Here is a 12979-nt window from a genome sequence, read left to right on the forward strand (position 1 = left end):
GAGGACCGGCCTGGATGGACACGCTGACAGACCCGAAGAAGAGCCTTTCCGCAGCCAAGCCGGCCAAACCCGCGAAGGTCACCCGCGACCCGGAGGGCACCCGCGCGCGCATCCTCGCCGCCGCGACGGAGGAGTTCGCACGCTATGGGCTGGGCGGCGCCCGCGTGGAGCGGATCGCCGAGGTCGCCGGCACCAACAAGCGCATGCTCTACTACCATGTCGGCAACAAGGAGAGCCTGTACCTGACCGTGCTGGAGGGCGCTTACGAGCACATCCGCGCCACCGAACGCACGCTGAGCCTGGAGACGCTGGACCCGCCCGCCGCCATCGCCCGGCTGATCCACTTCACCTGGCAGTATTTCCTCGACCATCCCGAGTTCATGGCGCTGCTGAACATCGAGAACCTGCACCGGGCGGAGCTGCTGAAGACCTCCGACAAGGTGCACGCCATGCATTCGCCCTTCGTGCAGATGATCGCTGACGTTCTGGAACGGGGCGTCGCCACCGGGATCTTCCGGGCTGGGGTGGACCCGGTGCAGCTCTACATCTCCATCGCCGGACAGTCCTACTTCTACCTGTCCAACGTCCACACCCTGTCGGTCATCTTCGGCCGCGACCTGCTCGCCGAGGAGGCCAAGGCGGAGCGGCTGGACCATATGGTGGAGCTGATCCTGTCGTCGTTGCGGGCCTGAGCCGCCGGTGGTTTCATGCCGGTGGTTTCATCATGAATAATCCGCATACCTGACCATCTGTCCTACCTCTTTGGCAGGGTTGACCGCTTTGCCGCGCCGGGCTTACTTTTAACCAGCCGGTTAAAAGAGCGCCTCACGTCGGCGCCGCAACGACCGGGGAGGAGGAGCGATGGCTGTCGATGCGGCGGCTCACGGGACTGCGTCCCGTGGCGGTCCCGCTTCGGGAACGGCGGCGCGACGGGGCGGGGCGGGTGCCACGCTGCTGCGTTTGCTCAATTCCGGCTGGTTCCGGCCGGTGCTGTTCCTGGTGGTCCTGACCGTCCTGTGGGACCTGTCGGTGCGGATCTTCGCGATCCCGCCCTATCTGATACCGAAACCCGGCGACGTGGCCTTGGCCCTCGCCGCGGACTGGGACCAGCTCCTGGCGGCGTCGGTGCCGACCACGCTGGCGACCTTGGGCGGCTTCGCCCTGTCGGTGCTGTTCGGCATTCCCATCGCCATGCTGATCGCCGGGTCGAAGACGGTGGAATCCTACGTCTACCCGCTGCTGGTCTTCTCGCAGTCGATCCCGAAGGTCGCCATCGCGCCGCTGTTCGTGGTGTGGTTCGGCTTCGGGCTCCTGCCCAAGGTGATCTCCGCCTTCCTGCTGGCTTTCTTCCCCATCGTCGTGTCGGCGGTGCAGGGCTTCAAGTCGGTGGACGGCGACATGATGGACCTCGCCAAGTCCATGAAGGCCACGCGCCTTCAGACCTTCCGCATGGTCAGCCTGCCGCACGCCATGCCGGCCATCTTCGCCGGCCTGAAGGTGTCGATCACGCTGGCCGTGGTGGGCGCCGTGGTGGGCGAGTTCGTCGGGGCGAATTCCGGCATCGGCTTCGTCCTGCAACGGTCCATCGGCAATTTCGAACTTCCCCTGATGTTCGCGGCCCTGGTGGTGCTGGCGCTGATCGGGGTGGTGCTTTTCTGGGTGATCGACGTGATCGAGCGGCTCGCCATCCCCTGGCACGCGAGCCAACGCCACAACTACATCCCGACGTCGTAACGCCGACAACAAAACCAACAGCGACGCCGGACACCTTTCGGGAGGAGACGAGATGAAACGGACGCTCTTCGCGGCGCTCTGCGCCCTCACCGCCACGACGCTTCCGGCCCAGGCCGCGGACAAGGTCGTGCTGATGCTGAACTGGTACGTGTATGGCGAGCACGCGCCCTTCTACTACGGCAAGGACAAGGGCCTGTACGAGGCCGAGGGCATCGACCTGGAGATCCAGGAGGGCCGCGGGTCGGCGGTGACGACCCAGGCAGTGGCCGCGAAGACCGTCGATTTCGGCTACGTCGATGTGCCGACCATGATGAAGGCGGCGGTGAAAGGCGCCCCGGTCACCTCGCCGGGCGTGCTGCTGCAGACCAGCCCGATGTCGGCCATGGGCTTCACCGACAAGAACATCCGCAAGCCCGAGGACATCAAGGGCAAGACCGTCGCCATGACGCCGGGCGACAGCATGTCCCAGATCTGGCCGCTGTTCCTGAAGAAGACCGGCCTGAAGGACGGCGACTTCCGCGTCGTGTCCGGCGACGCCCAGACCAAGCTGAACGCCGTCATCAACGGGCAGGCGGACCTGCTGCTGGGCTACGTCATGGACCAGAGCATGAAGATCAAGGACGCCACCGGCAAGTCGGTGACGCCGATCCGCTTCGCCGACTACGGCGTCAACATGGTCTCCTCCGGCATCATCGCCCACACCGAGACGCTGAAGGACAAGCCCGACCTCGTGAAGCGCTTCATGGCCGCGACGACCAAGGCGGTCGAAGGGGCGGAGAAGAACCCCAAGGAGGCCGTGGCCGCCATCCTCAAGGCCAACCCCAAGGGCGGCCAGGAAGCCACCCTGCTGGAGGGCTTCGAGCTGACCACGCCGCTCTACCGCACGGCGGAGACCAAGGGGCAGCGGCCCTTCCGCGTCACCGATGCCAACATGGCCGAGACCGTGGACCTGCTGGTCGAGTACGGCGGTCTGGATGCCGCGGCGAAGAAGAACCCGAAGGCCTTCTACACCCGCGACTTCCTCCCCGATCCCGCCGCGGCGGGCCAGTGAGGCCGGACGGACAGGAGAGCAGGGACATGGCTCAGCCCCAGTTGAAAGTCGTCGGATCGGCCGAAACGGCCCGCCTGTCGCAAAAGACCCTGATCCAGATCGACGGCGTGACCAAGACCTACCGCACCCGCGACGGGGAGGTGCCGTCCCTGCGCCCGATCACCTTCGACGTGCGGGACGGCGAGTTCCTGGTGGTGGTCGGCCCGTCCGGCTGCGGCAAGTCCACGCTGCTGAAGCTGGTCGCCGGCCTGCTGCCGGTCAGCGAGGGCGCCATCACCATCGAAGGCACCACGGTGACCGAGCCGCACGACGACGTGGGCATCGTGTTCCAGAGCCCGGTGCTGCTCGCCTGGCGGACGGTGCTGCGCAACATCATGATGCCGGTGGAGGTCCGCGGCCTGCCGCGCGACAAGTACCTGGAGCGTGCCCGCGCGCTGATCCGCATGACCGGGCTGGAGGGCTTCGAGAACAAGTACCCCTGGCAGCTCTCCGGCGGCATGCAGCAGCGCGCCTCGCTGTGCCGGGCGCTGGTCCACGACCCGAAGATCCTGCTGATGGACGAGCCGTTCGGCGCGCTCGACGCCATGACGCGGGAGAAGATGAACGTCGAGCTGCAGCGCATCCAGCACGAGACGGGCAAGACGGTGCTGCTGATCACCCACTCGATCCCCGAGGCGGTGTTCCTGGCCGACCGGGTGATGGTGATGTCGGAGCGTCCCGGCGCCATCGCCGCGACCTATGAGGTGCCGCTGCCCCGCCCGCGCTCGCTGGATGTCATGGGGCACCCGGTCTTCATCGAGTTGACCCAGCGCATCCGGGCGCATTTCAACGCCCAAGGGCATCTGGACTGAGGGGGCGGTGATGGCGAAGGATTGCCCCCTCCCTGACCCTCCCCCGCTACGCAGGGGAGGGGAATTGTCCCTCTCCCGCCCAGCGGGGGAGGGAAGGGACCCGCGAAGCGGGAAGGGTGGGGGCACCGCCCCCGCCCCCCTCCTCACCATCCGCGCCATCGAGCTTTATGAACGCCCCGTCCGCTTCGTGAAGCCCTTCCGCTTCGGCAGCGTGACGGTGGAGGCGGCACCGCAGGCCTTCGTCCGCGCCCTGGTCCATGTGGACGGCGTCGGCGAGGCGTGGGGCAGCACCGCCGAGATGATGATGCCGAAGTGGTTCGACAAACGCCCGGACCGCAGCCCGGACGAGACGGTGGACGGCCTTCGCCGCTCCCTGCGCTTGGCCCGTGACGCCTACGCGACGGACCGGGCGGACACCGCCTTCGGCCATCACGCGGCGGCTTATGAGAGCCAGCGGGCGGCCTGCCGCGCCGCCGGGCTGCCCGACCTGACCGCCGCCTACGGGCCGGCGCTGATCGACAAGGCGGTGCTGGACGGGCTGCTGCGGGTTCTGGATACCGATTTCTTCTCCGGCATGCGGGACAACCGCGCCGGGATCGACGCGCGGCTGACGCCCGATCTGGCGGGGTTCGACCTGGACGGTTTCCTCGCCGGGCTGGAGCCACGGTCCCCCGTGGCGCTCCGCCACACGGTCGGGCTGCTCGACGAGCCGGAGGCCCTGCGCGACCTGCTGGCGCGGGAGCGGCTGGGCCGCTTCAAGATCAAGCTGGGCGGCGATCCGTCCGCCGACCTCACGCGCTTGGCGGCGATCGCCGGCGTGCTGGACGCGGCGGCGGGCGACTACCGCGCCACGCTGGACGGCAACGAACAATATGCGGACGCTGCGGCCCTCGCCGCCTTCGTGGACGGGCTGGAACGCGATCCGGCGCTGACGGGCTTCCGCGGGCGCCTGCTCTACATCGAGCAGCCGGTGGCGCGGGAGCGTGCGCTGGAGGCGCCGTTGGGCGCGGTGGCCGGGCGCATCCCCTTCATCATCGACGAGTCCGACGACGGCTACAACGCCTTCCCGCGTGCCCGCGCCGCCGGCTACCGCGGTGTGTCGTCCAAGTCCTGCAAGGGCCTCTACAAGGCCGTCCTGAACCGGGCGCGCTGCGAGGCCTGGGGCGCGCCGCACTTCGTCGCCGCGGAGGACCTGACCTGTCAGGCCGGACTGGCGGTGCAGCAGGACACGGCGCTGGTCGCGCTGCTCGGCATCGCCGACGCGGAGCGCAACGGGCACCAGTACGGAAACGGCTTCGACGGAGCGCCGGAGGCCGACGCCTTCCTCGACGCGCATCCCGGCTTCTACACCCGGCGGGACGGCATCGTCCGCCTCGCCACGGCGGGCGGCAGCCTGCCGACCGAAACCCTGGCCGTCCCCGGCTTCGCCAGTGCGGCGCAGCCCCGGTGGGACCGCCTGTCCCCTCTGCAGAACGAATAATCCCCTAGGGAGTCCCCTGACATGAGCACGAAGCGCCTTGGGATCATCATGCATGGCGTGACCGGCCGCATGGGCATGAACCAGCACCTGATCCGGTCGATCCTCGCCATCCGGGCGCAAGGCGGCGTCACGCTGTCCGACGGGTCCCGCGTCATGCCGGACCCCATCCTGGTCGGGCGCAACGCCGAGAAGATCCGCGAGCTGGCCCAGCGCCATGGTGTGGAACGCTGGACCGACAATCTGGACGCGGCCCTGGCCAACCCCGACGACACGATCTTCTTCGACGCCGGCACCACCCAGATGCGCCCGACGCTGCTGGAGGCGGCGATCCGCGCCGGCAAGCACGTCTATTGCGAGAAGCCCATCGCCACCAACCTGGAGGAGGCGCTACGCGTCGTCCGGCTGGCCGAGGAGGCCGGGGTGAAGAACGGCACCGTGCAGGACAAGCTGTTCCTGCCCGGCCTGCAGAAGCTGAAGATGCTGCGCGACAGCGGCTTCTTCGGAAAGATCCTCTCGGTGCGCGGCGAGTTCGGTTATTGGGTGTTCGAGGGCGACTGGCAGCCGGCGCAGCGCCCCTCCTGGAACTACCGGGAGGAGGACGGCGGCGGCATCATCCTCGACATGGTCTGCCACTGGCGCTACGTGCTCGACAACCTGTTCGGGCAGGTCAAGAGCGTGTCCTGCCTGGGCGCCATCCACATCCCGGAACGCTGGGACGAGCAGGGCAAGCGCTATCAGGCCACCGCCGACGACGCGGCCTACGCCACCTTCGAGCTGGAGGGCGGCGTCATCGCCCACATCAACTCCTCCTGGGCGACGCGGGTGTACCGCGACGATCTGGTGACCTTCCAGGTGGACGGCACCCATGGCTCGGCCGTCGCGGGCCTGAGCGACTGCGTGATCCAGCCGCGCCAGGGCACGCCGCGCCCGGTGTGGAACCCGGACCAGAAGCAGACCATGGACTTCTACGCGACGTGGCAGCCGGTGCCCGACAACCAGCCGACCGACAACGGCTTCAAGACGCAGTGGGAATCCTTCATCCGCCACGTCGTCGAGGACGCCCCCTTCGACCACGGCCTGATCGAGGGCGCCAAGGGCGTGCAACTCGTCGAGGCCGCGCTGAAGAGCTGGAAGGAGCGCCGCTGGGTCGACGTTCCCTCGCTGACCGCCTGACCGGAGACTCCGTCCATGGCACTGACCATAAAGCTGCCGCGCGCCGACCGCTCGCTGGAAAGCTACGAGGTCGCCCCGGCGCGGGGCTTCCCCGCCCGCACCGACCGGCCCTTGAACCGCGTGGCCTATGCCGCCGCGCACATGGTGGCCGACCCGCTGGCCGACAACGATCCCTGGCTGACCCCGGCCATCGACTGGGACCGGACCATCGCCTTCCGCGAGCATTTGTGGGACCTGGGCTTCGGCGTCGCCGAGGCGATGGACACCGCGCAGCGCGGCATGGGGCTGGACTGGAACGCCTCGCTGGAGCTGATCCGGCGCTCCCTGACCGCGGCGAAGACGCGCGGCAACGCGCTGATCGCCTGCGGGGCCGGCACCGACCATCTGGCGCCGGAGGACGCCCGCTCGCTCGACGACGTGATCCGCGCCTATGAGACTCAGGTCGCCGCGGTCGAGGATCTCGGCGGGCGGGTGATCCTGATGGCGTCGCGGGCGCTCGCCCGCGTGGCCAAGGGGCCGGAGGATTACGTCCGCGTCTACAGCCGCATCCTCTCCCAGGTGCGCAGCCCGGTGATCCTTCACTGGCTGGGCGACATGTTCGACCCGGCGCTGGCCGGCTATTGGGGGACGGACGATTTCCCGGTGGCGCTCGACACGGCGGTCGGCATCATCAACGACTTCGCGGCCAAGGTCGACGGGGTGAAGGTCTCCCTGCTCGACAAGGATAAGGAGATCGTCATGCGCCGCCGTCTGGCCCCCGGCGTGCGCATGTACACCGGCGACGACTTCAACTACGCGGAGCTGATCGCCGGCGACGCGGAGGGCCATTCCGACGCGCTGCTGGGCATCTTCGACGCCATCGCCCCGGCGGCGGCGGCGGCGCTCGCCGAACTGGCGGCGGGCGAGGAGGGGCGCTTCCACGAGATTCTGGAGCCGACCGTCCCGCTGTCCCGCCACATCTTCAAGGCGCCGACCCGCTTCTACAAGACCGGGGTGGTCTTCATGGCCTACCTGAACGGCCACCAGGACCATTTCACGATGATCGGCGGGCAGGAGGGCACGCGCTCCACCTTGCATCTGGCCGAGATTTTCCGGCTGGCCGACAAGGCCGGGCTGCTGCGCGACCCGGAGGAAGCGGTGTGGCGCATGGCCGACGTCCTGGCCGTCCGCGGCATCGAGGCGGTGTGAGGGGATAAGCCCTTCTCCCCTCTGGGGAGAGGGTGGCGCCAAAGGCGCCGGGTGAGGGGGATGCGCGTGGCGGCAGGTTCGGCACAAGCGCACCCCCCTCACCCTGACCCTCTCCCCAGAGGGGAGAGGGATGAGATTGATAAGGGACTCCAAATCATGCGCGACTTCTCCGGCGATCATCGCTGGCTGTCCATCAACACGGCCACGGTGCGCAAGCAGGGCGACCTGCTGCAGATCTTCGACGCCTGCGCCCGCCAGGGCATCCGCGCCGTCTCCCCCTGGCGGGATCAGGTGGCCGCGGTGGGGCCGGACCGCGCTGTCCGGGCCGTGAAGGAGCTGGGGCTGGAACTATCCGGCTATTGCCGCGGCGGCATGTTCCCCGCCGACCCCGACCGCCGGGCCGAGGTGCGCGACGACAACCGCCGCGCGGTGGACGAGGCGGTGGCGCTGGGCGCCCCCTGCCTTGTGCTGGTGGTCGGCGGGCTGCCGCAATTCTCCCGCCCCGGCTCCCCGCCGTCCAAGGACATCGCGCTGGCCCGCGCCCAGGTGGAGGACGGCATCGCCGAGTTGCTGGAGCACGCCCGCGGCGCCGGGATGCCGCTCGCCATCGAGCCGCTGCATCCGATGTACGCCGCCGACCGCGCCTGCGTGAACACGATGCGCCACGCGCTCGACCTCTGCGACCGGCTGGACCCACAGGGAACCGGAGCGCTGGGAGTGGCGTTGGACGTCTACCACGTCTGGTGGGACCCGGAGCTGGAGGCGCAGATCCGCCGGGCGGGCCGGGATCGCCTGTGTGCCTTCCATGTGTGCGATTGGCTGGTGCCGACCGCCGACCTGCTGGAGGATCGCGGCATGATGGGCGATGGAATGATCGACATCCCAATGATCCGTGGCTGGGTGGAAGCCGTTGGATTCCAAGGCTATTCCGAGGTCGAAATATTCTCGCGCCGGTGGTGGGCACGACCTTTGGATGAGGTGCTGTCGGTCTGTGTCGAACGGCATCGGTCTTCGGTGTGAAGCGGCGCCTAAAAAGCAGTCATTCTGGCAGAAATGAGTAAAATTTAATCATAAAAGAGTGACATGCATAATTCGTAAGCGAATGCTGGGCTGTAAATCGCTGCGGATTCCCTGACCCGTCTTCCTGAAAACCCGTTGTGGCATCACATTTGCGAAGGACACCCCGGGGCGCCTGAGGCGGGCGCCAGACCAAAGAACGGGGGGTATTCACAATGTTCAAGACGGGGTTCCAGTCGGGCTTCAAGACCGGTCGCACCCTTGCGGCGGCCGCCGGTCTTGCCGTCACGTTCGCCGCGGGCTTCGCCGCCCCGGCGTCGGCCCAGGACACCATCAAGGTCGGCATCCTCCATTCCCTGTCGGGCACCATGGCGATCAGCGAGACCACGCTGAAGGACGTCATGCTGATGCTCATCGAAGAGCAGAACAAGAAGGGCGGCGTTCTCGGCAAGAAGCTGGAGCCGGTCGTCGTCGATCCCGCCTCCAACTGGCCCCTGTTCGCCGAAAAGGCCCGCGAGCTGGTCAGCAAGGACAAGGTGGCCGCGGTGTTCGGCTGCTGGACCTCGGTCAGCCGCAAGTCCGTCCTGCCGGTGTTCGAGGAGCTGAACAGCATCCTGTTCTACCCGGTGCAGTATGAAGGCGAGGAGTCCTCGCGCAACGTCTTCTACACCGGCGCCGCCCCGAACCAGCAGGCGATCCCCGCCGTCGACTATCTGGCGGCGACCGAAGGCGTGCAGCGCTGGGTGCTGGCCGGCACCGACTACGTCTACCCGCGCACGACCAACAAGATCCTGGAAACCTACCTGAAGTCCAAGGGCGTGAAGTCCGAGGACATCATGATCAACTACACCCCATTCGGCCATTCCGACTGGCAGAACATCGTCGCCGACATCAAGAAGTTCGGCTCCGCCGGCAAGAAGACCGCGGTTGTCTCGACCATCAATGGCGACGCCAACGTCCCCTTCTACAAGGAGCTGGGCAACCAGGGCGTCAAGGCGCAGGACATTCCAGTCGTCGCCTTCTCCGTGGGTGAAGAGGAACTGGCCGGCATCGACACGAAGCCGCTGGTCGGCCATCTCGCCGCCTGGAACTACTTCATGTCGGTGGACACGCCGGAGAACAGCGACTTCATCAAGAAGTGGCAGGCCTTCACCAAGAACGACAAGCGCGTCACCAACGACCCGATGGAAGCCCACTACATCGGCTTTAACATGTGGGTGAAGGCGGTCGAGAAGGCCGGCACCACCGACAGCAACGCGGTGATCGACAGCCTCGTCGGCGTGTCCGTCCCGAACCTGACTGGCGGCTACTCGGCCATGCTGCCGAACCACCACATCACCAAGCCGGTGCTGATCGGCGAGGTGCAGGAGAACGGCCAGTTCGAGACCGTCTCCAAGACGCCGGGCCTTGTGGTTGGCGACGAGTGGTCGGACTTCCTGCCGGACAGCAAGGACCTGATCTCCGATTGGCGCGCCCCGATGTCCTGCGGCAACTTCAACGTGAAGACCGGCAAGTGCGGCGGCAAGGGGTCGTGAGGACTGCCTGAACGCCTTTCGGTAACTGTCTGCGTGATGCCCCCACCCTAACCCTCCCCCGCTGGGCGGGGGAGGGGACTATGGTTCCCTCTCCTGCGAAGCGGGGGAGGGAAGGGGCCCGCGAAGCGGGAAGGGTGGGGGCAACCCCTTCCCACTCAAAACGCCCCCAACGACTTCCGACACATCACAGGAACCGCGATGCACCGCGCATTCTGCTGGCTGCTGGCCGCGTTTCTGGCGCTGGCCGCACCCGCCGCTTTTGCCGCCGATCTGGCCCCGCTGGTCCGTGGCCTGGGCGCCGGCAACTACGCCGAGACCGAAAAGGCCCTCGCCGGGCTGGCCGAAACCGGCGATCCCGCCGTCGTGCCGGTGATCGAGGCCCTACAGGCCGGCGACCTGCACGTCCGCAAGGCGGACGGCGCCGTGGTCGTCGCCAAGCGCGCCGGCAGCGGCTACGCCCTGACCGACCCGCTGACCGGCGCCGCGCTGGGCGAGGCGGACCGCAACGCGGTCGAGAAGATCCGCATCAACAACGCTCTGCGCCGCACGATCAGCGCGACGCTCGGCGCGCTCACCTTGATGAGCCCCGACGCCAACACGCGCCGGCAGGCCGCCGAGGCGGTGTTCAAGAGCCGCGACGCCAACGCGCTGGACGCGCTGAACACGGCTCTGGCCAAGGAAACCGACGAGCGTGTCCGTCGCGCGATGACCCAGGCGCGGGCCTCCGTCCTGCTGGCCGGGGACGCGCCCGACGCCGACAAGATCGCCGCCATCGCGGTGCTTCAGGAGCGCGGCGACCAGGACGCGCGGGCCCTGCTGAACGGCGCTGCCAACACTGGAAGCGACGCGGTGAAGGACGCGGCGACGAAGGCCATCGCGTCCGTCGAGCAGCGGCTCGCCCTGTGGGGTGCCGCGCAGAACCTGTGGTACGGCCTGTCGCTCGGCTCGGTGCTGCTGCTGGCGGCGATCGGGCTGGCCGTCACCTTCGGCGTCATGGGCGTCATCAACATGGCGCATGGCGAGATGGTGATGATCGGCGCCTACGCCACCTTCCTGGTGCAGGAGGCCTTCCGCCAGTGGGCGCCGGGCCTGTTCGATTTCTCCATCCTGGTGGCTCTGCCCGTCGCCTTCCTGGTTTCCGGCGCGGTCGGCGTCGCCATCGAGCGCAGCGTGATCCGCTGGCTCTACGGGCGTCCGCTGGAGACGCTGCTGGCGACCTGGGGCCTGTCGCTGGCGCTCCAGCAGGCGGTGCGCTCCATCTTCGGGCCGACGAACCGCGAGGTCGGCGCCCCCTCCTGGATGTCCGGCGCCTTCGAGCTGGGCGGGTTGACCATCACCTACGGGCGGCTGTGGATCGTCGTCTTCGCCTTCCTCGTCTTCGGCGCGCTGCTGGTGGCGCTGCGCAAGACGTGGTTCGGGCTGAGCATCCGCGCCGTCACCCAGAACCGCAGCATGGCCAACGCCATGGGTATCCGCACCGCGCGGGTGGACGCGCTGACCTTCGGGCTCGGCTCCGGCATCGCCGGGCTGGCCGGCGTGGCGCTGAGCCAGATCGACAACGTCAGCCCCAACCTGGGCCAGGGCTACATCATTGACAGCTTCATGGTCGTGGTGTTCGGCGGGGTGGGCAACCTGTGGGGCACGCTGGTCGGCGCGCTGGCGCTCGGCGGCGTCAACAAGTTCCTGGAGCCCTACGCGGGCGCGGTGCTGGGCAAGATCCTGGTGCTGATCTTCATCATCCTGTTCATCCAACGGCGTCCGCGCGGCCTGTTCGCGCTGAAGGGCCGGGCGGTGGAGGCCTGATCCGATGCTGACCCGTTTCTTCCTGATGGGCCTCGACAAGAAGGCCGGCGTGCTGCTGACCGTCCTGGCGGTGCTGGCCGTGGCGGTGCCGTTCATGGCGCTGGGCACCGCCCCGGATTCGCCCTGGCACCTGTCCACCCACACGGTGGCGCTGCTCGGCAAATACCTGTGCTTCGCCCTGCTGGCGCTGTCGCTCGATCTCGTCTGGGGCTTCGTCGGCATCCTGTCGCTGGGCCACGCCGCCTTCTTCACGCTCGGCGGCTACGCCATGGGCATGTATCTGATGCGGCAGATCGGCTCGCGCGGCGTCTACGGCAACGCCGACCTGCCGGACTTCATGGTCTTCCTGAACTGGACGGAGCTGCCCTGGTACTGGCACGGCTTCGACCAGTTCTGGTTCGCCGCGATCATGGTGATGCTGGTGCCGGGCCTGCTGGCCTTCGCCTTCGGCTGGTTCGCCTTCCGCTCGCGCGTAACCGGCGTCTATCTGTCGATCATCACGCAGGCGATGACCTTCGCGCTGATGCTGGCCTTCTTCCGCAACGACATGGGGCTCGGCGGCAACAACGGCCTGACCGACTTCAAGGAGATCCTGGGTTTCGACATCCAGGCCGCCTCGACCCGCGTCGGGCTGTTCGTGGCGACGGTGGTGGCGCTGGCGGCCGGCTACATCCTGGCGTCGGCCGTGGTGGCGTCCAAGCTGGGCAAGGTGCTGATCGCCGTGCGCGACGCGGAGAGCCGGGTGCGCTTCCTGGGCTACGAGACCGACCGCTACAAGCTGTTCGCCTGGACGCTGTCGGCCTGCATGGCCGGCGTGGCGGGGGCGCTCTACGTGCCGCAGGTCGGCATCATCAACCCGTCGGAATTCTCCCCCGCCAGCAGCATCGAGGCGGTGATCTGGGTCGCCGTCGGCGGGCGCGGCACGCTGGCCGGGCCGGTGCTGGGCGCGGTGCTGGTGAATTTCGGCAAGAGCTACTTCACGGCGGCGCTGCCGGAGCTGTGGCTGTTCGCGCTGGGCGGCCTGTTCGTCCTGGTCACGCTGTTCCTGCCCAAGGGCATTCTGGGTCTGGCGGCGCAGCTCCGCGACCGGCTGCCGGGGCGCGCCACGGTCACCGCCAAGCCGGCGGACCAGAAGGGGGTCTGAGAG

Annotated in this window: 11 protein-coding genes; all 11 read left to right on the forward strand. The window is 68.1% G+C overall.

The window, feature by feature from the left end; all coding sequences use genetic code 11:
• The first annotated feature begins 14 nt into the window (after positions 1-14).
• The 11 genes from H1Q64_RS08315 to urtC all read left to right on the forward strand — a co-directional run bounded on the left by H1Q64_RS08315 (position 15) and on the right by urtC (position 12976).
• The gene (locus H1Q64_RS08315) at positions 15-692 is read left to right on the forward strand and encodes a TetR/AcrR family transcriptional regulator (protein ID WP_237903143.1); all 678 of its coding nucleotides are present in this window, start codon (positions 15-17) and stop codon (positions 690-692) included.
• A 169-nt stretch (positions 693-861) separates the two neighbouring features.
• On the forward strand, positions 862-1734 hold the full coding sequence (locus H1Q64_RS08320) for an ABC transporter permease (protein ID WP_211114953.1): 873 nt from the start codon (positions 862-864) through the stop codon (positions 1732-1734).
• 52 nt (positions 1735-1786) lie between these two features.
• Positions 1787-2785, forward strand: coding sequence for an ABC transporter substrate-binding protein (locus H1Q64_RS08325; RefSeq protein ID WP_137103315.1), 999 nt, complete (start codon positions 1787-1789; stop codon positions 2783-2785).
• A 26-nt stretch (positions 2786-2811) separates the two neighbouring features.
• Positions 2812-3636: an ABC transporter ATP-binding protein gene (locus tag H1Q64_RS08330; RefSeq protein WP_014241100.1), complete on the forward strand. Its 825-nt coding sequence runs from the start codon at positions 2812-2814 to the stop codon at positions 3634-3636.
• Between the two features lie 64 nt (positions 3637-3700).
• Positions 3701-5116 (forward strand): hypothetical protein, encoded by a 1416-nt coding sequence (locus H1Q64_RS08335; RefSeq protein ID WP_237903144.1) that lies wholly within the window; start codon positions 3701-3703, stop codon positions 5114-5116.
• Positions 5117-5137: 21 nt separating this feature from the next.
• Positions 5138-6289 (forward strand): Gfo/Idh/MocA family protein, encoded by a 1152-nt coding sequence (locus H1Q64_RS08340; protein ID WP_038526728.1) that lies wholly within the window; start codon positions 5138-5140, stop codon positions 6287-6289.
• Positions 6290-6304: 15 nt separating this feature from the next.
• Entirely contained in the window at positions 6305-7477 is a 1173-nt protein-coding gene (locus H1Q64_RS08345; RefSeq protein WP_237903145.1) for a dihydrodipicolinate synthase family protein, read from the forward strand.
• 156 nt (positions 7478-7633) lie between these two features.
• Positions 7634-8497: a sugar phosphate isomerase/epimerase family protein gene (locus H1Q64_RS08350; RefSeq protein WP_237903146.1), complete on the forward strand. Its 864-nt coding sequence runs from the start codon at positions 7634-7636 to the stop codon at positions 8495-8497.
• A gap of 212 nt (positions 8498-8709) precedes the next feature.
• The gene (gene urtA, locus H1Q64_RS08355) at positions 8710-10029 is read left to right on the forward strand and encodes an urea ABC transporter substrate-binding protein (RefSeq protein ID WP_237903147.1); all 1320 of its coding nucleotides are present in this window, start codon (positions 8710-8712) and stop codon (positions 10027-10029) included.
• Between the two features lie 198 nt (positions 10030-10227).
• On the forward strand, positions 10228-11832 hold the full coding sequence (gene urtB / locus H1Q64_RS08360; protein WP_237903148.1) for an urea ABC transporter permease subunit UrtB: 1605 nt from the start codon (positions 10228-10230) through the stop codon (positions 11830-11832).
• 4 nt (positions 11833-11836) lie between these two features.
• A complete protein-coding gene (gene urtC / locus H1Q64_RS08365) occupies positions 11837-12976 on the forward strand; it encodes an urea ABC transporter permease subunit UrtC (protein WP_237903149.1) in 1140 nt (379 codons plus the stop codon).
• Positions 12977-12979: the final 3 nt, after the last annotated feature.

This window comes from Azospirillum brasilense, from assembly GCF_022023855.1.
Classification (GTDB): domain Bacteria; phylum Pseudomonadota; class Alphaproteobacteria; order Azospirillales; family Azospirillaceae; genus Azospirillum; species Azospirillum brasilense_F.